We start from the raw sequence: 21,137 nt of genomic DNA on the forward strand, positions 1-21,137 counted from the left end.
AGGCATCCCTTTGAAAAGACATTGATTAACGAGGCTTAGTCGTTCGAGCCGATGTCGCGCAGTTTGCGGCCCTTCATCAGGTTGCGCTCAATGTGTTCCAGCGACACGTGCTTGGTTTCCGGCACCAGCCAGATAGTCAGCACGATGAAGAACAGGTTGAGACCGGCATAGACCCAGAAGGTCGGCGCGTTGCCCAGCGTGTTGAGCATGGTCAGGAAGGTCGCCCCGACTATCATGTTGGCAATCCAGTTGGTCGCGGTAGAGAGCGTGATACCGAAATCGCGGCCTTTCAGCGGCTGGATTTCAGAGCACAATACCCAGATAAGCGGACCGGCGCTCATCGCAAAACCGATAATGAACATCAGCAGCATGGCGACCGCGAAGTACTGGCCTGCCGGGCTGTCGATGCCCATATGAAGCATGGTGCCGAGAATGCCCATGCCCGCGGCCATCACGATAAAGCCGAGGATAAGCGTCGGCTTACGGCCCCAGCGGTCGACCAGACCAATCGCGATAAATGTCGCCAGCACGTTGGTCAGGCCCACAATTACGGTGCCCCACATCTGTTCGGTGGTATTGGAATACCCGGCCAGTTCGAAGATTTTCGGCGCATAGTACATGATGACGTTCATGCCGGTGAACTGCTGCATGACCTGCAACAGAATGCCGAGGAACACTGCGCGGCGGAAGTTGCTGTTGTCTTTAAACAGCGCCCAGCCGCTCTGCTTCACCTTCAGGCTTTCGCGGATCTCTTCGAGCTCGCGCTTGGCTTCGGCGCTGGAGTCACGCAGGCGCAGCAGCACGCGTTCGGCATCGTGGAAGCGACGTTTGGCAGCGAACCAGCGCGGGCTGTCCGGCAGGAAGAAGACGCCAATCAGCAGCAGAATCGCCGGAATGGTAATAACACCCAGCATCCAGCGCCAGGCGCCGCTGTAGCTGAAGGCGGTATCGGAGAGATACGCGCCCAGGATACCGATGGTTATCATCAGCTGATACATCGAAATCATACTGCCGCGGATCTTCTCCGGCGCGATTTCAGACAGGTACAGCGGCGCGGTGTAGGAGGCGATACCTACCGCGAGGCCCAGAAGCACGCGGGAGATAATCAGCACTTCCACGTTCGGCGCAAAGGCCGAGCAGAGCGAGCCGATAACAAACAGCACGGAACCTATCATCAGGCTGTATTTACGCCCGAGGCGTGAGGAGAGCCAGCCGCTGCCGACCGCGCCGACGGCGGCACCAAACATCATGGAGCTGACGACCCACTCCTGCTGGTGCGGGGTGATATTAAAATCTTCAGTGATGAAGGGCAGCGCGCCCGCGATCACGCCGATGTCCAGGCCGAAAAGAAGTCCCGCCAGGGCCGCGAGAAAACAGACGAAGAACGTCATGGCCTTGTTTGAACGCCCCTGTTTTTTATTGTCAGGCATACTGCCCTCCAGTTGGGTTATTGGTTTTATCGTGGTAAAGGGTAAGTTAGCGTAACGTAAAAATATGTGATATCAGTCACGTGCGTGTAATCGGTTACACTAGTGTCAACTTGCGTAAAGCGCTTATCCCTTTTTTTATCAGTTAATTAGTGTAGCCAGTAACGAAGCGGCAGAGAGGAATTCAGACTAAACCGAAACGGCATGTAACAGAATGCGGAACGGACGTTCGCGTAAAGACAATTCTGAAAAAGCGCCGGTTTTCCTGCTGATGTAATCGGTTTCAATGAGTTCCGACCTGCGCAACTGGCAAGAAGTATAGTCGCTGTCGGCTAAATGGAAGGGGCGGGGAGGATCCAGCGCCCGAAAAGCAAAAGGCCAGCACGAGGCTGGCCTTTGAGCGTCACTGCGCAGGGGATTATTTCAGACCGGCAGCATCGCGCAGCAGCTGCGCTTTGTCGGTTTTTTCCCACGGGAAGTGTTCACGACCAAAGTGACCGTAAGCGGCGGTCTCTTTGTAGATCGGGTGCAGCAGATCCAGCATCTGGATCAGGCCGTACGGACGCAGGTCGAAGAATTCACGCACCAGCAGGGTGAGCTGCTCGGTCGCGATTTTCTCGGTACCGAAGGTTTCCACCATGATGGAGGTCGGCTCCGCTACGCCAATCGCGTAAGACACCTGAATTTCGCAGCGGTCAGCGAGGCCTGCGGCCACGATGTTTTTCGCGACATAACGCGCCGCGTAGGCTGCGGAACGGTCCACTTTAGACGGGTCCTTACCAGAGAACGCGCCGCCGCCGTGACGGGCCATGCCGCCGTAGGTGTCGACAATGATCTTACGACCGGTCAGGCCGCAGTCGCCCATCGGGCCGCCGATAACGAAACGGCCTGTCGGGTTGATGAAGTATTTAGTCGATTCATTCAGCCATTCCGCAGGCAGAACCGGCTTGATTATCTCTTCCATTACCGCTTCGTGCAGCGCGTGCTGCTCGATATCTTCAGCATGCTGCGTAGAGAGCACGACCGCGTCGATGCCGACAATTTTACCGGCGTCGTACTGGAAAGTGACCTGGCTTTTCGCATCCGGGCGCAGCCACGGCAGGGTGCCGTTTTTACGCACTTCAGCCTGACGCTGCACCAGACGGTGCGCGTAGGTGACCGGCGCAGGCATCAGCACGTCGGTTTCGTTGGTCGCGTAACCAAACATCAGGCCCTGGTCGCCCGCGCCCTGCTCAAGCGGGTCGGTGCGGTCAACGCCCTGGTTGATGTCCGGAGACTGTTTACCGATAGCACTCAGTACGGCGCAGGAATTGGCGTCAAAGCCCATATCAGAATGGACGTAGCCAATCTCACGAACGGTGTTGCGGGTAATCTCTTCGATATCCACCCACGCGCTGGTGGTGATTTCACCGCCGACCAGCACCATGCCGGTTTTCACGTAAGTTTCGCAGGCCACGCGTGCTTTCGGATCCTGCTCAAGAATAGCGTCCAGCACTGCATCGGAGATCTGGTCCGCAATTTTATCGGGATGTCCCTCTGAGACAGATTCAGAGGTAAAAAGGTGTTTTGCCATGTTTTGTATCACCCTGGATAAATCAATTAGCTCAGCATACCGTGTGTCGGTGCCATCTAAGAAGAAAATTCTGCGGCCATGCAGGTAAACACACAGGAAGGCTAAGTGTTAATCAGTATAGATGGATTAACATCTGGACGGCTATTCTAGGTTAAATCTTAAGCCGATTTCCAGCAGTTTTTGAGGCGGTTCGCATAGCCGTCAACGCAGCGATGGCAATATTTCCTGACAAGGACCGCGCAAGCCGCTTTTTTATTTTGCTTTTTACCCCTGTTCCCGGTATAAAACGGCGCGCGCGGCTCCTGCAAAAAAGCGCACGGAATCAGACTCCGTGTCGCCACTTCCAGCCGGGCTGAGAGTGAATTTTAGCTTTGGCTTATCGCTGGTCACACAAGGGCTGGCGTGGAGGTGATACCAGATAATGAACCGTCGTGATCCGCTTAATCTGCCATGCCGTTCTGGCGTGCGTTTTTCCCCCGCAACCTGCATCTCTTTTTTGCAAACCTGCCGATGTTCTACCCATCTCGGCGCTTCTCAGGATTCCCGGGCCGGTCAAGGCTTGCGATAACTGAACAAGGGCTCTCCTGACGTCAGGAGTTTTCTCGTGGTTTCGCCGACCCGTCATACGGAGTTCGGTTACGTGTTTTACAATGATATGAATAAGAAACCGGTCGCGCGGCAGGGTGGTCAGCACTATGTGCTGGATAACTCTGCTGTTTATGGGTTGTTATCACAGTGTAACGCTGCGATAGTAGTTAACTGTTTTACACTTTCGACAAAAATTTGAGGTTCGCTATGTCTGACGACATCTATTCATCTTCGCCTTCGTCAGCAGGCGAACAGGGTGTACTACGTTCCATGCAGGAGGTTGCAATGAGCTCCCAGGAAGCCAGCAAGATGCTGCGTACTTACAATATTGCCTGGTGGGGCAATAACTACTATGACGTCAACGAACTGGGCCATATCAGCGTATGCCCCGATCCGGACGTCCCTGAAGCGCGCGTCGATCTCGCGAAGCTGGTTAAGGAGCGCGAAGCCCAGGGCCAGCGTCTGCCTGCGCTGTTCTGCTTCCCGCAGATCCTGCAACATCGCCTGCGTTCCATTAACGCGGCGTTTAAGCGCGCCCGTGAATCCTACGGCTATCACGGCGATTACTTCCTGGTCTACCCGATTAAGGTAAACCAGCATCGCCGCGTGATTGAATCGCTTATCCATTCCGGCGAGCCGCTGGGCCTGGAAGCGGGCTCCAAAGCGGAGCTGATGGCGGTGCTGGCGCACGCGGGCATGACCCGCAGCGTGATCGTCTGTAATGGCTATAAAGACCGCGAATACATTCGTCTGGCGCTGATCGGCGAGAAGATGGGCCACAAGGTCTATCTGGTCATCGAGAAGATGTCGGAAATCAAAATCGTGCTGGAAGAAGCTGAACGCCTGAACGTGATCCCGCGTCTCGGCGTGCGTGCGCGTCTCGCCTCCCAGGGCTCCGGCAAGTGGCAGTCGTCCGGCGGCGAAAAATCGAAATTCGGCCTCGCGGCGACTCAGGTACTGCAACTGGTCGAGATGCTGCGCGCGGCGGACCGTCTGGAAAGCCTCCAGCTCCTGCACTTCCATCTCGGCTCGCAGATGGCCAACATCCGCGACATCGCCACTGGCGTGCGTGAATCTGCCCGCTTCTATGTTGAGCTGCATAAGCTTGGCGTGAATATCCAGTGCTTCGACGTGGGCGGCGGCCTGGGCGTGGATTATGAAGGCACGCGTTCGCAGTCCGACTGCTCGGTCAACTACGGCCTGAACGAATACGCCAACAACATTATCTGGGCCATCGGCGACGCCTGCGAAGAGAACGGCCTGCAGCACCCGACGGTTATTACCGAATCGGGCCGCGCCGTGACCGCGCACCATACCGTGCTGGTTTCCAATATCATCGGCGTTGAACGTAACGAATACACCGAGCCGAGCGCGCCTGCCGAGGACGCGCCGCGCCCGCTGCAAAGCATGTGGGAAACCTGGCAGGAGATGCATGAGCCGGGCACGCGCCGTTCGCTGCGCGAGTGGCTACACGACAGCCAGATGGATCTGCACGATATTCATATCGGCTACTCCTCCGGCGCGTACACGTTGCAGGAGCGCGCCTGGGCTGAACAGCTCTATCTGAGCCTGTGTCAGGAAGTGCAAAAGCAGCTTGATCCGCAAAACCGCGCGCATCGCCCGATTATCGACGAACTCCAGGAACGTATGGCGGATAAAATTTACGTCAACTTCTCGCTGTTCCAGTCGATGCCGGATGCCTGGGGTATCGATCAACTCTTCCCGGTGCTGCCGCTGGAAGGGCTGAACCACGCGCCGACGCGCCGTGGCGTGCTGCTCGACATCACCTGCGACTCCGACGGCACTATCGACCACTACGTTGATGGCGACGGCATCGCGACCACCATGCCGCTGCCGGAATACGATCCGGAAAACCCGCCGCCGCTGGGCTTCTTTATGGTGGGCGCGTATCAGGAAATTCTCGGCAACATGCATAACCTCTTCGGCGATACCGAAGCGGTGGATGTGTTTGTGTTCCCGGACGGCAGCGTGGAAGTGGAGCTGTCTGATGAAGGCGACACGGTGGCAGACATGCTGCGCTACGTGCAGCTTGACCCGGATACGCTGCTGACCCATTTCCGCGATCAGGTGAAGCAAACCGATCTCGACAGCGACCTGCAAAAGCAGTTCCTGGAAGAGTTCGAGAGCGGCCTGTACGGCTATACCTATCTGGAAGACGAGTAACCGGATTATGCCTCCTGCTGGTCAGGAGGCTAAAAAACGCGCGATGGAATTTCCTGTTCTATACTGACGAGCATGAGCCGCGCGCTATTGAACCTGAACGAAAATCTGGCGATAATCCGCGCCAACAATGTGTTGCTAAAGAATCCATCCCTTCCTCGTCGGGTTTAACGACGCGGAGGGGATTTTTTTTATCTAACGTCTCAACCTTAACAAGAGGTCAGATTCATGAATACCTTAGGCCATCAGTACGACAACTCCCTGGTTTCCAACGCCTTTGGTTTTTTACGCCTGCCGTTGAACTTCATGCCGTATGAGAGCGACGCCGAGTGGGTGATCACCGGTATTCCGTTCGATATGGCGACATCCGGGCGTTCCGGCAGCCGTTTCGGGCCTGCCGCTATCCGTCAGGTCTCCACGAACCTGGCGTGGGAAGGCAACCGCTTCCCGTGGAATTTCGACATGCGTCAACGCCTGAACGTCGTGGACTGCGGCGATCTGGTTTACGCCTTTGGCGACGCGCGTGAAATGAGTGAAAAGCTGCAGGCGCATGCGGAAAAACTGCTGGCGGCCGGTAAGCGTATGCTCTCTTTCGGCGGCGACCACTTCGTCACCCTGCCGCTGTTGCGCGCGCACGCGAAGCATTTTGGCAAAATGGCGCTGGTGCATTTCGACGCGCACACCGACACCTACTCCAACGGCTGTGAATTTGACCACGGCACCATGTTCTACACCGCGCCGAACGAAGGCCTGATCGATCCAACCCGTTCGGTGCAGATCGGTATTCGTACCGAGTTTGACAAAGACAACGGCTTTACTGTGCTGGACGCGCCGCAGGTGAATGACCGCACCGTCGACGACGTGGTCGCGCAGGTGAAGCAGATTGTCGGCGATATGCCGGTTTATCTGACCTTCGACATCGACTGTCTGGATCCGGCATTTGCACCGGGCACCGGCACGCCGGTGATAGGCGGGCTGACTTCTGATCGCGCGTTGAAACTGCTGCGCGGCATTCAGGATCTGAACATCGTCGGTATGGATATCGTGGAAGTCGCTCCGGCTTACGATCAGTCCGATATCACGGCGCTTGCCGCTGCGACGCTGGCACTGGAGATGCTCTACATCCAGGCGGCGAAAAAAGGCGAGTAAACTGTGTGCGGCCCGGTAGCGTAATATTCAACGGGCCTGACGGCAGTCATAAAAGAGCCGGACAAGGTGTTTCCCTGTCCGGCTCTTTTGATTTCATGACCGATGACGATTACTTAATGCCATCCGCCTTCATGCGATCGCGAATATGCTGCGCGCGCGCCTCGGAGGCCGGGTGATCGTCAAACATAGAGCTTTGACGGCCCTTCTCAAGCTTCGCCAGTTTCTCAAAGCTGGTAGCGAGCCCCGACGGATTAATGCCGCGTTTGCGCAGCAGATCGTAGGAGTAATCATCCGCTTCGGACTCCTGACGCTGCGAGAACTGCGCGTTCACCAGCTTCTCGCCGAGTTCGCCGAGATCCGATTGCGACAGGCTGCCGACGATGCCGCCCGCTGATGCCGCCGCGCCGCGGATAGCGTTTGTGCCGAGCGCCACCTGCATTCCACGCTTCACGTGACCCAGCGCAACGTGGCCCATCTCATGGCCTATCACCGCTTCCACTTCGTTATCGCTCATCATATCCATCAGCCCGCTGTAAACGCGGATACAGCCGTTGGCCATCGCGAAGGCGTTAACGTCTTTTTCTTCGTAAACCTTATAGTTCACCGGCTGGCCGTTGATGTTATCGCCGAGCGCGGCAGCAATCTTATTCAGGCGCTGCGTATACTGGCTGTTCGCCGGTGCGATTTTCGCTTTGCTGTCCTGCGATTTACACGCCTCGTCGCTCAGCGCTTTCACCTGCGCGTCGCTTAAGGTGTAGGCCTGGAACGCCTCAGCGCCTGAACTCAGCAGGCCGTTGGAATTCATATTTTGACAACCGCTCAGCAGGGCTGCTGCGGTCATGCTCAGTACTATCGCGCGCATTTTCATCGTTATGCTTCCACGCTCCATTGAGGTTTCATTATTCATCGCCGCGAACCGGGCGGCGGCTGCGGCTAAGTATAAAGAGGTTTGCGCACGCGCGGCGAGCGAGTTGCGCAAACTGCGAGCGGCTTCCAGAGATTTCTTAGCGGACAAAAGGATGCTCCATGTACATGCTCAGCCGCTTGGGTTACATTGTCGGACAATTTTTCGGGCGTAGCCCATAACGCGTAGTAGTCAAGCCGTTAACAAGGCGTGGCCTTCAACTATCCGATCTGGAGTCAAAATGTCCTCTCGTAAAGAGCTTGCCAATGCTATTCGTGCGCTCAGCATGGACGCAGTACAAAAAGCCAAATCCGGCCATCCGGGTGCCCCGATGGGCATGGCTGACATTGCCGAAGTCCTGTGGCGTGATTTCCTGAACCATAATCCGCAGAACCCGTCCTGGGCCGACCGCGACCGCTTTGTGCTGTCCAATGGTCACGGCTCCATGCTGATTTACAGCCTGCTGCACCTCACCGGCTACGACCTGCCGATTGAAGAGCTGAAAAACTTCCGTCAGCTGCACTCCAGAACGCCGGGCCACCCGGAAGTGGGTTACACGCCGGGCGTCGAAACCACCACCGGTCCGCTGGGGCAGGGCATTGCCAATGCCGTGGGCATGGCGATTGCCGAGCGCACGCTGGCGGCGCAGTTCAACCGCCCGGGACATGATATTGTCGATCACTACACCTACGCCTTCCTGGGCGACGGCTGTATGATGGAAGGCATCTCCCACGAAGTCTGCTCGCTGGCCGGTACGCTGGGCCTCGGCAAGCTGGTCGCGTTCTACGATGACAACGGCATCTCCATTGACGGCCACATTGAAGGCTGGTTCACCGATGACACCGCGAAACGCTTTGAAGCTTACGGCTGGCATGTGGTACGCGGTGTGGACGGTCACGACGCTGATGCTATCAAGCGCGCGATTGAAGAAGCGCGTTCTGTTACCGACAAACCGTCTCTGCTGATGTGCAAAACCATCATCGGCTTCGGTTCGCCGAACAAAGCAGGCACCCACGACTCCCACGGCGCGCCGCTCGGCGACGCAGAAGTGGCCGCGACCCGCGAGCAACTGGGCTGGAAACACGAGCCGTTTGTGATCCCGCAAGAGATTTACGCGCAGTGGGATGCCAAAGAGATGGGCCAGGTAAAAGAAAGCGCCTGGAACGAGAAATTCGCGGCTTATGCCAAAGCGTTCCCTCAGGAAGCGGCCGAATTTACCCGTCGTATGAAAGGCGAGATGCCAGCAGACTTTGCGGAAAAAGCGCAGGCGTTTATTGCCGGTCTGCAGGCGAACCCGGCGAAAATCGCCAGCCGCAAAGCGTCCCAGAACGCGATTGAGGCGTTCGGCAAACTGCTGCCGGAATTCCTGGGCGGCTCTGCGGATCTCGCACCGAGCAACCTGACGCTCTGGTCTGGTTCTAAAGCCATCAATGAAGATGCCGCTGGCAACTACATTCACTACGGCGTACGTGAATTCGGTATGACCGCCATCGCGAACGGTATCGCGCTGCACGGCGGTTTCCTGCCGTATACCTCTACCTTCCTGATGTTCGTGGAATATGCCCGTAACGCCGTGCGTATGGCGGCCCTGATGAAACAGCGTCAGGTGATGGTTTACACCCACGACTCTATCGGTCTTGGTGAAGACGGCCCGACTCACCAGCCGGTTGAACAACTGGCGGCGCTGCGCGTGACTCCGAACATGAGCACATGGCGTCCGTGCGATCAGGTGGAATCGGCCGTGGCGTGGAAATACGCCGTTGAGCGCCACGATGGCCCGACGGCGCTGATCTTCTCCCGTCAGAACCTGGCGCAGCAGGAACGTAGCGAGCAGCAGCTGGCGGATATCGCCCGCGGCGCATACATCCTGAAAGATTGCGACGGTCAGCCGCAACTTATCTTCATTGCTACCGGTTCTGAAGTTGAACTGGCCGTTGCCGCCGCCGACAAACTGGCTGCGGAAGGCGTGAAAGCCCGCGTGGTTTCCATGCCGTCTACCGACGTGTTCGACAAGCAGGACGCCGCGTATCGCGAAGCGGTACTGCCGAAAGCGGTTAGCGCGCGCGTGGCTATCGAAGCCGGCATCGCCGACTACTGGTACAAATACGTGGGCCTGAACGGCGCGGTCGTGGGCATGACCACCTTTGGCGAGTCCGCACCGGCGGAGCAGTTGTTTGAAGAGTTCGGCTTCACGGTCGATAACGTGGTAAACCAGGCGAAAGCGATTCTGTAATCGTCATTCGCGGATAAGAGAGAACGGGAGGCCAGCGTGCCTCCCGTTTTTTATGATTAATCCCCCGGGTATTTTTCACGTAATGCGCAGGCGAACGGCGTATGGTCATAATCTGAAATGCGCCAGTCACGGTAATCCAGTAAATCGTCCGCCATCTCCTTAATCACCGTGTTTAGCTCAAGCGCCGCCAGCCAGCGCTGCGGTATCGCCGTCACGCCATATTTCGCGCCAAGTAAATTCCCGGCGATCGCGCCGGTGGAGTCGGAATCGCCGCCGTGATTGACCGCCATCAGTACGCCCTGTTCAAACGAGTCGGCTTTGAGCATGCAATAAAGGGCGATGGCGAGCGCCTCTTCGGCAATCCAGCCTTCGCCAAGCGATGATATTGCCTCCTGCGGGGCGATCGGTGCGCGAGCCAGCGCGCGGGCATGCTCAAGCGCTTGCAGCGTTTCGTCGTGCCCAGGGGCGCTTTGCAGCAGGCCGGTAACATGCGTCGCCGCGGCGTCTGCGGACGCTCCCTGAACGAGCAGCCACACCAGCGCCGCCAGCACGCCGCCGGTGAGAAACCCGGTCGGGTGCCCGTGCGTGAGCGCCGCGAGCTGGCAGCCAGTATCGAACGCCGCCTGCAACGCGTCATCCGTCGGGTAACGAACGAAAAAAAGCCCCACCGGCGCCACACGCATCACGCCGCCGCAGCCTTTGCTGTCGTTACGGGCAGGTTCGCCGAAAGCGCGCATTTCGCGCAACGCGTTCAGGCAGGTCGTGCCCGGCGCGCGTGGGTGGAAGAGGGCGTCGTGCCTGATGAGCCAGCCGGAAAGTGAGGCGGCATTCACCAGCCCGTGACGGTTGCGCTCGCCCTGAGTGACCAGCCAGCGCAGATAGGCATGCGCGGTCACGGAGGTGAACGACGGGCCGATGCCGCGCATCGCCGCACGCGTAAAGGCGCGCAGCAATCCTTCGGCGGTAAATAACGTCATCTGGGTGTCGTCTGTGATTTTGCCCTTACCGCCCCAGGCGTGCTCATAGCCGGTCACGCCTTGCTTACCAAAGCGCGCGGTAATGTCCGGCAGGCTTAAAAACTCCACCGGGCCGCCGAGCGCATCGCCCACGGCGCCGCCTAACAGGCAGCCGCGAAAGCGCGTGCGCAGGTCCATCAGCTTTGCCTGATTTTCGTATTCTTCTGGCGTCGCCATCCTCTTTCCCTTGTTAGTGTGGAGCGGATTGCATTGTAGGACGCAGCCGCAGGCGCGTAACCCCCATGATTCGCTGGAATGACCCTCTTTTCTTGTTCGTTATTCAGGGACAGTGGTGTAATGGTGGAATTTATTCCAGAAAAAATGTGATGCAGGTCAGAAGTTGGTTTCATTCCGGGGCGTTATCATTCCTTTTATTCCACGTTTCGCTTATTCTTGCTGAAGCGTTTCAGTCGAATGATTGTTCGACAATCCATCAAACGGTTGTAGTTTGTGACGGGCGAGGATTCCCCTGCGAAGATGGCTGCATTACTCTGTCAGCCTCTTCATTACCGGGATTCTGGCAGGAGATATATGACCTTACGCGTAGCGATTAATGGCTTCGGTCGCATCGGGCGCAACGTAGTTCGTGCGTTGTATGAGTCCGGCCGTCGCGCGGAAATCAGTGTGGTCGCCATTAATGAACTGGCCGACGCCGCAGGCATGGCGCATCTGTTGAAGTACGACACCAGCCACGGCCGTTTCGCGTGGGATGTCCGTCAGGAAGGCGAACAGCTCTGGATTGGCAACGATGTTATTCGTCTGCTGCATGAGCGCGAGATTGCCGCGCTGCCGTGGAAAGCACTGGGTGTGGATGTAGTGCTCGACTGCACCGGCGTTTACGGCAGCCGGGCCGACGGCGTCGCCCATCTTGAAGCCGGCGCGCGCAAAGTCTTGTTCTCGCACCCCGGCGGCAACGACCTCGACGCGACGGTCGTTTATGGCGTCAACGAAGCGGCGCTGCGCGCTGAACATCGTATTGTCTCCAACGCCTCCTGCACCACCAACTGCATTATTCCGATTATCAAGCTGATGGATGACGCGTTCGGCATTGAGTCCGGCACCGTGACAACTATCCATTCCGCCATGCACGATCAACAGGTTATCGACGCTTATCACCCGGATTTGCGCCGCACGCGCGCGGCCAGTCAGTCCATCATTCCGGTCGATACTAAGCTCGCGGCGGGCATAGCACGTATTTTTCCTAAATTTCATGACCGCTTTGAGGCTATCGCGGTGCGTGTGCCTACCATTAACGTAACTGCCATCGATTTAAGCGTGACGGTGCAAAAAGCGGTAAAAGCCCATGAAGTCAACCTGTTGCTGCAAAAAGCGGCACAGGGAGCATTTCATGGTATAGTTGACTATACGGAATTACCGTTGGTCTCAACAGATTTTAACCACGATCCGCACAGCGCCATTGTGGACGGCACCCAGACAAGGGTGAGTGGAGCGCACCTGATTAAAACGCTGGTCTGGTGCGATAACGAATGGGGCTTCGCTAACCGGATGCTCGACACCACGTTAGCGATGGCAGCTATTGGTTTCAGGTAAGATTTCATACGCAGTAGCCTTCTGGTCAAGCGTATGGCGTCTGCAAAACTTTAAGAATCAACGAGAGGATTCACCATGTCTGTAATTAAGATGACCGATCTGGATCTGGCAGGTAAACGCGTTTTCATCCGCGCCGATCTCAACGTTCCGGTAAAAGAGGGGAAAGTGACCTCTGACGCGCGTATCCGCGCTTCTCTGCCGACCATTGAACTGGCTCTGAAACAGGGCGCTAAAGTCATGGTGACGTCCCATCTGGGCCGCCCGACCGAAGGCGAATACAACGAAGAATTCTCTCTGCTGCCGGTAGTTAACTACCTGAAAGACAAACTGAACGCGCCGGTTCGTCTGGTTAAAGACTACCTCGACGGCGTTGAAGTTGCTGAAGGCGAGCTGGTCGTTCTGGAAAACGTTCGCTTTAACAAAGGCGAGAAAAAGGACGACGAAACGCTGGCGAAAAAATACGCCGCGCTGTGTGACGTGTTTGTCATGGACGCCTTCGGTACTGCCCACCGCGCGCAGGCTTCTACCCACGGCGTAGGTAAATTCGCTGACGTCGCGTGCGCAGGCCCGCTGCTGGCGGAAGAGCTGGACGCGCTGGGTAAAGCGCTGAAAGAACCGGCTCGCCCGATGGTCGCTATCGTTGGCGGTTCTAAAGTTTCCACCAAACTGACCGTGCTGGACTCCCTGTCTAAAATCGCTGACCAGCTCATCGTCGGCGGCGGCATCGCCAACACCTTCGTTGCAGCCCAGGGCCACAACGTGGGTAAATCCCTGTACGAAGCAGACCTGGTGGATGAAGCCAAACGCCTGCTGACCACCTGCGACATTCCCGTTCCGACGGATGTTCGCGTGGCGACTGAGTTCTCTGAAACCGCGCCGGCAACCCTGAAATCTGTTTCTGACATCAAAGATGAAGAGCAGATTCTGGATATGGGCGACGTTTCCGCCGAGAAACTGGCTGAAATCCTGAAAAACGCCAAAACTATTCTGTGGAACGGCCCGGTTGGCGTGTTCGAATTCCCGAACTTCCGTAAAGGCACTGAAATCGTGGCTCGCGCTATCGCAGAAAGCGACGCGTTCTCCATCGCGGGCGGCGGCGACACCCTGGCGGCTATTGATATGTTCGGCATCGCCGACAAGATCTCTTACATCTCCACTGGCGGCGGCGCGTTCCTCGAATTCGTGGAAGGCAAAGTTCTGCCGGCAGTTGCGATGCTCGAAGAGCGCGCAAAACAGTAATTGAAGCAGGCGGGGGGGGCCCGCCTGTTTTTCAGCGCGCCTGACAGCTCGCTTACCCTTTTCAACGGTCGAAGATACACATACAGGACAACGAAACATGTCTAAAATTTTTGATTTCGTCAAACCGGGCGTCGTCACTGGCGACGACGTACAGAAAGTATTCCAGGTAGCTAAAGAAAACAATTTCGCGCTGCCGGCAGTTAACTGCGTGGGTACCGATTCCATTAACGCCGTACTGGAAACCGCTGCGAAAGTAAAAGCGCCGGTTATCGTTCAGTTCTCTAACGGCGGCGCTGCGTTTATCGCAGGTAAAGGCATTAAAACCGATATTCCTCAGGGTGCCGCTATCCTCGGCGCTATCTCTGGTGCGCATCACGTTCACCAGATGGCTGAACACTACGGCGTGCCGGTTATTCTGCACACCGACCACTGCGCCAAGAAACTGCTGCCGTGGATCGACGGCCTGCTGGACGCCGGTGAAAAACATTTTGCCGCTACCGGTAAACCGCTGTTCTCTTCTCACATGATTGACCTGTCTGAAGAGTCGCTGGAAGAGAACATCGAAATCTGTTCCAAATACCTGGAGCGCATGTCCAAAATGGGCATGACCCTGGAAATCGAACTGGGCTGCACCGGTGGTGAAGAAGATGGCGTGGACAACAGCCATATGGACGCGTCCGCACTGTACACCCAGCCGGAAGACGTTGACTACGCATACACCAAACTGAACGCGATCAGCCACCGTTTCACCATCGCGGCGTCCTTCGGTAACGTACACGGCGTTTACAAGCCGGGTAACGTGAAGCTGACCCCGACTATCCTGCGCGACTCTCAGGAATATGTTTCTAAGAAACACAACCTGCCGCACAACAGCCTGAACTTCGTGTTCCACGGCGGTTCTGGTTCTTCCGCTCAGGAAATCAAAGACTCCGTAAGCTACGGCGTTATCAAAATGAACATCGATACCGACACCCAGTGGGCAACCTGGGAAGGTATTCTGAAGTACTACAAAGAAAACGAAGCTTACCTGCAAGGCCAGCTGGGCAACCCGAAAGGCGAAGACCAGCCGAACAAGAAATACTACGATCCGCGCGTATGGCTGCGTGCTGCGCAGGCGAGCATGGTGACTCGTCTGGAGCAGGCTTTCAAAGAGCTGAACGCCATCGACGTACTGTAATCTTTTTTACAGCATCGCCTAAAAGGCCCACCTCTGGTGGGCCTTTCTTTTTGCAAGATCAACGCAATAGGTGTCCGATTCGCGGTACGCTGACTGGCAGAGCACCGAGGTTTTGTTTACCCTTTAACAATCCTCGCTGCCTCAGACTGGCAGTTCATTAATCACCCGACCAGGGGAAAAGGATCGCGAATGGATGATTTACACGTAATAGACAGTATTAATAACGCCGGCGGCTGGCTGGTGCGTAACCAGGCGCTGCTTATCAGCTACGCCGTTAATATTGTGGCGGCGATCGCCATCATTATCGTCGGGATGATCGTAGCGCGCGCCATCTCTAATACGCTTAACCGCGTCATGATCGCCCGTCATATCGATGCCACCGTGGCGGATTTTCTATCCGCGCTGGTGCGCTATGGGATTATCGCCTTTACGCTGATTGCAGCCCTGGGCCGCGTCGGCGTACAGACAGCGTCGGTTATCGCCGTACTTGGTGCCGCCGGGCTGGCGGTGGGCCTGGCGTTGCAAGGCTCGCTTTCCAACCTCGCGGCAGGCGTACTGCTGGTGACCTTCCGCCCGTTCCGTGCGGGTGAATATGTCGATCTCGGCGGCGTCGCGGGTTCGGTGCTCCACGTACAAATCTTCTCGACGACACTTCGCACGCCGGATGGCCGCATCGTCGTGGTGCCGAACGGCAAAATCATCGCGGGCAATATCATTAATTTCTCGCGTGAGCCCGTGCGCCGTAACGAATTTATCATCGGCGTCTCGTACGACGCGGATATCGATAAAGTCCGCGCGCTGCTGACGGAAATTATCGAGTCCGACGATCGTATTCTCAAAGATCGTGAAATGACCGTGCGCATGAATGAGCTGGGCGCTTCGTCCGTGAATTTCGTCATTCGCGTCTGGAGCAAGAGCAGCGATCTGCAGGAAGTTTACTGGGATGTGCTGGAGCGCATCAAAAAAACGCTGGATGCCAACGGCATCGGCATTCCTTACCCGCAGATGGATGTGCACTACAAGCCGCTGAAAGGCGACGCGGAAGAAAAGACGCCGCGAGCCGAGCCGCAGCCTGCGATCATCACGCAGCCTCAGGCACCACAGGAAAAACCGGCCGACGGCCAGTAACCTGCCAGACGGCCTGCCATGCGCAGGCCGTTTTTTTAACTCGGTTCATTAGTATTTCTTATTGACGATTAATATTATTCGTTTTTTCTAATGGCAACGACCCCCTACACTGAGCACCTGACTGCCACTTTATTCGGGAACGTAACGTGTTAAGTTTTTATTTTCAGGGGCTTGCCCTGGGCGCGGCGATGATCCTGCCGCTCGGCCCGCAGAATGCTTTTGTGCTAAACCAGGGCATTCGTCGCCAGTATCATCTGATGATCGCTTCGCTGTGCGCGCTGAGCGATATCGTACTAATTTGTGCCGGCATTTTTGGCGGCAGCGCGATTCTGATGCAGTCCCCCTGGCTGCTGGCGCTTGTCACCTGGGGCGGCGTGGCGTTTTTACTCTGGTACGGTTTCGGCGCGCTGAAAACCGCGCTTGCCGGCAACCCTGAGCTTGCCTCGGCGCAAACCCTGAAGCACGGCAGGCTGCGAATCATCACCACAATGCTTGCCGTCACATGGCTTAATCCCCACGTCTACCTCGACACCTTTGTAGTGCTCGGCAGCCTGGGCGGGCAGCTTGACGCGCTACCGAAACGCGCGTTTGCGCTGGGCACGATCAGCGCGTCGGTTATCTGGTTTTTCAGCCTGGCGCTGCTCGCCGCGTGGCTTGCGCCGCGTCTGCGCACTGTTCGCGCGCAGCGAACGATTAATCTGCTGGTGGGCCTGGTGATGTGGTTTATCGCTTTCCAGTTGGCGCGAGAGGGGATAAATCACCTGGCGACGCTCGGCCTCTAAGCCTTCTCTGATGGACATTCCGCGCCGGGGCGCTAAGCTTGCAGGCAGATGCCCGTCTGCCCTGACGGGCGGTTTCACTTGCACGCAGCATGGAGGAATAACAGTGAAGTTTAAAGTGATGGCCCTTGCGGCAATGATTGGTTTCGGCGCGACGTCCGTTCAGGCGAATGAATTGCCCAACGGTCCGCACATCGTCACCTCCGGCACGGCGAGCGTGGATGCGGTACCGGATATCGCGACGCTGGCTATTGAGGTGAATGTTTCCGCCAAAGATGCGGCTGCCGCGAAAAAACAGGCGGACGAGCGCGTGGGGCAGTATCTGACTTTCCTGCAGAACAACGGCGTTGAGAAAAAAGACGTGAACGCCGCCAACCTGCGCACCCAGCCGGAATATGAGTACCTCAAAGATGGCAAGACCCAGCTGAAAGGTTATCGCGCGGTGCGCACGGTGGAAGTGACGTTGCGTAAGCTCGATAAACTTAATGAGCTGCTTGATGGCGCGCTGAAGGCCGGGCTGAACGAAATCCGTTCTGTTTCGTTAGGCGTGGCGCACCCGGATGAATATAAAGACAAGGCGCGCAAAGCGGCTATCGACGACGCGGTGCGTCAGGCGCAGCAGCTGGCTAACGGTTTCAACAGCAAGCTTGGCCCGGTTTACAGCGTGCGTTATCACGTCTCAAGCTATCAGCCGACACCGATGATGCGCATGATGAAAGCCGAAGCCGCGGCGCCGGCTTCCGCCCAGGACACTTACGATCAGCAGACTATTCAGTTTGACGATCAGGTGGATGTGGTGTTCGAACTCCAGCCTGCTCAGGCGCAGAGCGGTACGGCGACCCAGAACGGCACGGCAAATCAGGCAACCGCACCTGCGGCGACCAACGCGCCCTCGCAACAGTAAACAAAAAACCCGCCATCCGGCGGGTTTTTTAATCCTGACGCAATACCTTGCGCCCATACTCCAGCAGCGCGTCGGTGACCTTGCGCATCATGCGGCTCTCCGGCGCAAAGCGGTGCCAGAACAGCATCCGGCGCTGGTACAGCCCTGGCGTGAGATCGATAAGCTCGCCGCTTTGCAGCTCTTTTTCTATCTGAAGATGCGGGATCATACAGCAGGTGGTGCCCTGACGAGCCAGCTGTACGAATGCCTCTGACGAATTCACGATATGGCAGGGAACGCTACCGGGCGGCAGGTCGAAATTCTGCTGTAAAAAGGCCTGGTGCATATCATCCAGATGGTCAAACGCGACGGCGGGCGCTTTCAGCAGCGACGCGCGGTTGACGCCGTTCGGGAAATAGCGATCGGCGAAAGCTTTCGAGGCGACGAACAGATAGTCCAGCGCGCCCAGTTGATCGACGAGACAGCTCGGCAGGGCCTGGGGCTGAATACTCACCGCGCCTACTACTTCGCCACGGCGCAAACGCTCCTGGGTGCGGGTTTCATCTTCCACCTGCAGATTCAGGCGCACGGGCGAATCGGCCAGCACCGGCGCCAGCGCGGGCAAAAGCCAGGTCGCGAGACTGTCGGCGTTGACCGCAAGCGATAACAGCAGCGGCGTCGAGCCGGTTTGTTCGTCGCCCAGCCACTCCTCCTCCAGCAACTCCACCTGACGCAGCAGCGCCAGCAGCTTTTGCCCCTGTTCAGTCGGGCGCGGCGGCACGGTACGGACCAGCAGCGGCTGGCCGAATGTGTTTTCCAGCTGTTTGATACGTTGCGATACGGCGGACTGCGTAATACACAGCTTTTGTGCGGCGCGCTCAAATCCGCGCTCTCTTATCACCGCATCCAGCGCCTGTAGTGTTCTGTAGTCCGGGCGTTTCATCTCTGTGGTGTGCTCCCTGTCTCGTTATCTGTCGCACTATGACATAAATTTGCGATGGATACAGACCCAAACGCAAACATCGGAGCTGTGCCGCAGAATGACTGACCCACTGGGCTGCGGCTTGTTCTATAATGCGCGACAGTTTTCACACCACAGGCAAAACTCTCATGACGCAGGATGAACTTAAAAAAGCCGTCGGCTGGGCCGCGCTTCAGTATGTCGAGCCGGGCACAATTGTCGGTGTCGGCACCGGCTCCACCGCCGCGCATTTTATCGACGCGCTGGGCACCATGAAAAACGAGATTGAAGGGGCGGTTTCCAGCTCTGACGCCTCGACCGAAAAACTGAAAAGCTTAGGCATCACTGTTTTTGATCTCAATGAAGTCGATACGCTCGGCATCTATGTGGATGGCGCGGACGAGATTAACGGCCAGATGCAGATGATCAAAGGCGGCGGCGCGGCGCTGACCCGTGAGAAAATCATCGCATCGGTCGCGCAGAAGTTCATCTGTATCGCCGATGCGTCCAAGCAGGTGGATGTACTCGGCAACTTCCCGCTTCCGGTGGAAGTGATCCCGATGGCCCGCAGCGCCGTAGCGCGCCAGCTGGTGAAACTCGGCGGGCGTCCGGAGTATCGCCAGGGCGTGGTGACCGACAACGGCAACGTGATCCTCGACGTGTACGGTATGACCATTCTCGACCCGATCGCACTTGAGAACGCGATTAATGCGATTCCGGGTGTGGTGACCGTCGGGCTGTTTGCGAACCGCGGCGCGGACGTGGCGCTGATCGGCACGGCGGACGGCGTGAAAACCATCGTAAAATGATCTGACCGGGGCGTCGCGGCGCCCCGCTGAAAAAAAATTTCCCCGGCGTGAAATTTGGTGACATCTCTCACATTTTTGTTTCCATCCTGTTAATCCTTCCGTCATATTTCTGCCATGCCATATTTTGTCCTGCCTTTTATCTTTCCGTGATATTTCTTCAACATCGCGACGCAAACGTTCATATTGCCGGGAACGCAAATTTTGATATGTTGGCAGAAGGCTGGCTTATTTCAGCTTCATAACAGTTCAGACAAGACAGGGTCGGGAAATGGCAAAAGTATCGCTGGAGAAAGACAAAATTAAATTCTTGCTGGTGGAAGGCGTTCACCAGAAAGCCATCGATAGCCTGCGCGCCGCAGGTTATACCAATATTGAATATCATAAGGGCGCGCTCGACAGCGAGCAGCTGAAAGCGTCCATCCGCGATGCGCATTTTATCGGCCTGCGATCCCGTACTCATCTGACTGAAGAGATTTTCGCCGCCGCGGAAAAACTGGTGGCGGTCGGTTGCTTCTGCATCGGCACCAACCAGGTGGATCTGGACGCGGCAGCGAAGCGCGGCATCCCGGTCTTTAATGCGCCGTTCTCTAACACCCGTTCGGTTGCCGAACTGGTTATCGGCGAACTGCTGCTGCTGCTGCGCGGTATTCCGGAAGCGAATGCCAAAGCGCATCGCGGTATCTGGAACAAACTGGCGACGGGCTCTTATGAAGCGCGCGGTAAAAAGCTGGGGATTATCGGCTACGGCCATATCGGCACGCAGCTCGGCATCCTGGCGGAATCGCTGGGCATGAACGTCTTTTTCTACGATATCGAAAGCAAATTGCCGATTGGCAACGCCACGCAGGTGCAGCATCTCTCCGATTTGCTCAATATGAGCGACGTGGTGAGCCTGCATGTGCCGGAAAATGCGTCGACCAAAAACATGATTGGCGCGGAAGAGCTGGCGCTGATGAAGCCCGGCGCGCTGCTGATTAACGCCGCGCGCGGTACGGTGGTGGATATCCCGGCGCTTTGCGACGCGCTCTCTCGCAAGCATCTTGCGGGCGCGGCGATTGATGTGTTCCCGGTCGAGCCTGCGACCAACAGCGATCCGTTTAACTCGCCGCTGTGCGAGTTTGACAACGTCATCCTGACGCCGCATATCGGCGGCTCAACCCAGGAAGCGCAGGAAAATATCGGTCTGGAAGTGGCGGGCAAGCTCGCGAAGTACTCCGATAATGGCTCTACGCTTTCGGCGGTGAATTTCCCTGAAGTTTCTCTGCCGTTGCACGGCGGCAGCGTTAGCCGCCTGTTGCATATCCATGAAAACCGTCCTGGCGTGCTGACCGCCATTAACCAGATTTTCGCTGAACAGGGCATCAACATCGCCGCACAGTTCCTGCAAACCACCCCTCAGATGGGCTATGTGGTTATTGATGTCGACGCGTCGGAAGAGGTAGCGAACAAAGCGCTGCAAAGCATGAAGGCCATTGCGGGTACTATTCGCGCTCGTCTGCTGTACTAATGCCGTTCGTCGGGCGGCGTAACGCTGTCCGG

Annotated in this window: 17 protein-coding genes; 12 read left to right on the forward strand and 5 right to left on the reverse strand. The window is 56.9% G+C overall.

What is annotated here, in order from left to right:
- Positions 1–35: 35 nt before the first annotated feature.
- Both BJP61_RS04790 and metK read right to left on the reverse strand, forming a co-directional pair.
- Positions 36–1,430, reverse strand: coding sequence for a sugar porter family MFS transporter (locus BJP61_RS04790; protein ID WP_038867933.1), 1,395 nt, complete (start codon positions 1,428–1,430; stop codon positions 36–38).
- Positions 1,431–1,845: 415 nt separating this feature from the next.
- A complete protein-coding gene (metK, locus tag BJP61_RS04795) occupies positions 1,846–3,000 on the reverse strand; it encodes a methionine adenosyltransferase (RefSeq protein ID WP_007752225.1) in 1,155 nt (384 codons plus the stop codon).
- 655 nt (positions 3,001–3,655) lie between these two features.
- Between metK and yqgB the strand changes: the two genes are divergently transcribed.
- The 3 genes from yqgB to speB all read left to right on the forward strand — a co-directional run bounded on the left by yqgB (position 3,656) and on the right by speB (position 6,918).
- The gene (gene yqgB, locus BJP61_RS04805) at positions 3,656–3,787 is read left to right on the forward strand and encodes an acid stress response protein YqgB (RefSeq protein WP_144420915.1); all 132 of its coding nucleotides are present in this window, start codon (positions 3,656–3,658) and stop codon (positions 3,785–3,787) included.
- A gap of 8 nt (positions 3,788–3,795) precedes the next feature.
- Positions 3,796–5,772, forward strand: coding sequence for a biosynthetic arginine decarboxylase (speA, locus tag BJP61_RS04810; protein ID WP_171997912.1), 1,977 nt, complete (start codon positions 3,796–3,798; stop codon positions 5,770–5,772).
- Between the two features lie 225 nt (positions 5,773–5,997).
- Positions 5,998–6,918, forward strand: coding sequence for an agmatinase (gene speB, locus BJP61_RS04815; RefSeq protein ID WP_038867938.1), 921 nt, complete (start codon positions 5,998–6,000; stop codon positions 6,916–6,918).
- Positions 6,919–7,027: 109 nt separating this feature from the next.
- Here speB and BJP61_RS04820 read toward each other — a convergent pair whose 3' ends face one another.
- Positions 7,028–7,786, reverse strand: a complete 759-nt coding sequence (locus BJP61_RS04820; protein WP_038868366.1) for a M48 family metallopeptidase — start codon at positions 7,784–7,786, stop codon at positions 7,028–7,030.
- Positions 7,787–8,063: 277 nt separating this feature from the next.
- Here BJP61_RS04820 and tkt point away from each other — a divergent pair, with 277 nt between their 5' ends.
- On the forward strand, positions 8,064–10,055 hold the full coding sequence (gene tkt / locus BJP61_RS04825) for a transketolase (protein WP_075193414.1): 1,992 nt from the start codon (positions 8,064–8,066) through the stop codon (positions 10,053–10,055).
- A gap of 56 nt (positions 10,056–10,111) precedes the next feature.
- Here the strand turns inward: tkt and BJP61_RS04830 are convergent, their stop codons facing one another.
- Positions 10,112–11,248 (reverse strand): ADP-ribosylglycohydrolase family protein, encoded by a 1,137-nt coding sequence (locus tag BJP61_RS04830; protein ID WP_171997913.1) that lies wholly within the window; start codon positions 11,246–11,248, stop codon positions 10,112–10,114.
- Between the two features lie 354 nt (positions 11,249–11,602).
- Here BJP61_RS04830 and epd point away from each other — a divergent pair, with 354 nt between their 5' ends.
- The 6 genes from epd (at position 11,603) to BJP61_RS04860 (ending at position 17,849) form a co-directional block, all read left to right on the forward strand.
- Positions 11,603–12,622, forward strand: coding sequence for an erythrose-4-phosphate dehydrogenase (gene epd, locus BJP61_RS04835; RefSeq protein ID WP_038867945.1), 1,020 nt, complete (start codon positions 11,603–11,605; stop codon positions 12,620–12,622).
- Between the two features lie 75 nt (positions 12,623–12,697).
- Positions 12,698–13,861, forward strand: a complete 1,164-nt coding sequence (gene pgk, locus BJP61_RS04840; protein ID WP_038867948.1) for a phosphoglycerate kinase — start codon at positions 12,698–12,700, stop codon at positions 13,859–13,861.
- A 97-nt stretch (positions 13,862–13,958) separates the two neighbouring features.
- On the forward strand, positions 13,959–15,038 hold the full coding sequence (gene fbaA, locus BJP61_RS04845; RefSeq protein WP_075193416.1) for a class II fructose-bisphosphate aldolase: 1,080 nt from the start codon (positions 13,959–13,961) through the stop codon (positions 15,036–15,038).
- Between the two features lie 189 nt (positions 15,039–15,227).
- Positions 15,228–16,166 (forward strand): small-conductance mechanosensitive channel MscS, encoded by a 939-nt coding sequence (locus BJP61_RS04850; protein ID WP_038867961.1) that lies wholly within the window; start codon positions 15,228–15,230, stop codon positions 16,164–16,166.
- Positions 16,167–16,312: 146 nt separating this feature from the next.
- Complete coding sequence (gene argO / locus BJP61_RS04855; RefSeq protein ID WP_075193418.1) at positions 16,313–16,948, forward strand: arginine exporter ArgO; 636 nt, start codon at positions 16,313–16,315, stop codon at positions 16,946–16,948.
- Positions 16,949–17,051: 103 nt separating this feature from the next.
- Positions 17,052–17,849: an oxidative stress defense protein gene (locus tag BJP61_RS04860; RefSeq protein ID WP_171997914.1), complete on the forward strand. Its 798-nt coding sequence runs from the start codon at positions 17,052–17,054 to the stop codon at positions 17,847–17,849.
- A 28-nt stretch (positions 17,850–17,877) separates the two neighbouring features.
- Here the strand turns inward: BJP61_RS04860 and argP are convergent, their stop codons facing one another.
- Positions 17,878–18,771, reverse strand: coding sequence for a DNA-binding transcriptional regulator ArgP (gene argP, locus BJP61_RS04865; protein ID WP_038867968.1), 894 nt, complete (start codon positions 18,769–18,771; stop codon positions 17,878–17,880).
- Between the two features lie 167 nt (positions 18,772–18,938).
- Between argP and rpiA the strand changes: the two genes are divergently transcribed.
- On the forward strand, positions 18,939–19,598 hold the full coding sequence (gene rpiA / locus BJP61_RS04870) for a ribose-5-phosphate isomerase RpiA (protein WP_038867971.1): 660 nt from the start codon (positions 18,939–18,941) through the stop codon (positions 19,596–19,598).
- 268 nt (positions 19,599–19,866) lie between these two features.
- A complete protein-coding gene (serA, locus tag BJP61_RS04875; RefSeq protein WP_171997915.1) occupies positions 19,867–21,105 on the forward strand; it encodes a phosphoglycerate dehydrogenase in 1,239 nt (412 codons plus the stop codon).
- Positions 21,106–21,137: the final 32 nt, after the last annotated feature.

It is taken from the genome of Cronobacter sp. JZ38 (genome assembly GCF_008932145.1).
In the GTDB taxonomy this organism is placed as follows: domain Bacteria; phylum Pseudomonadota; class Gammaproteobacteria; order Enterobacterales; family Enterobacteriaceae; genus Cronobacter; species Cronobacter muytjensii.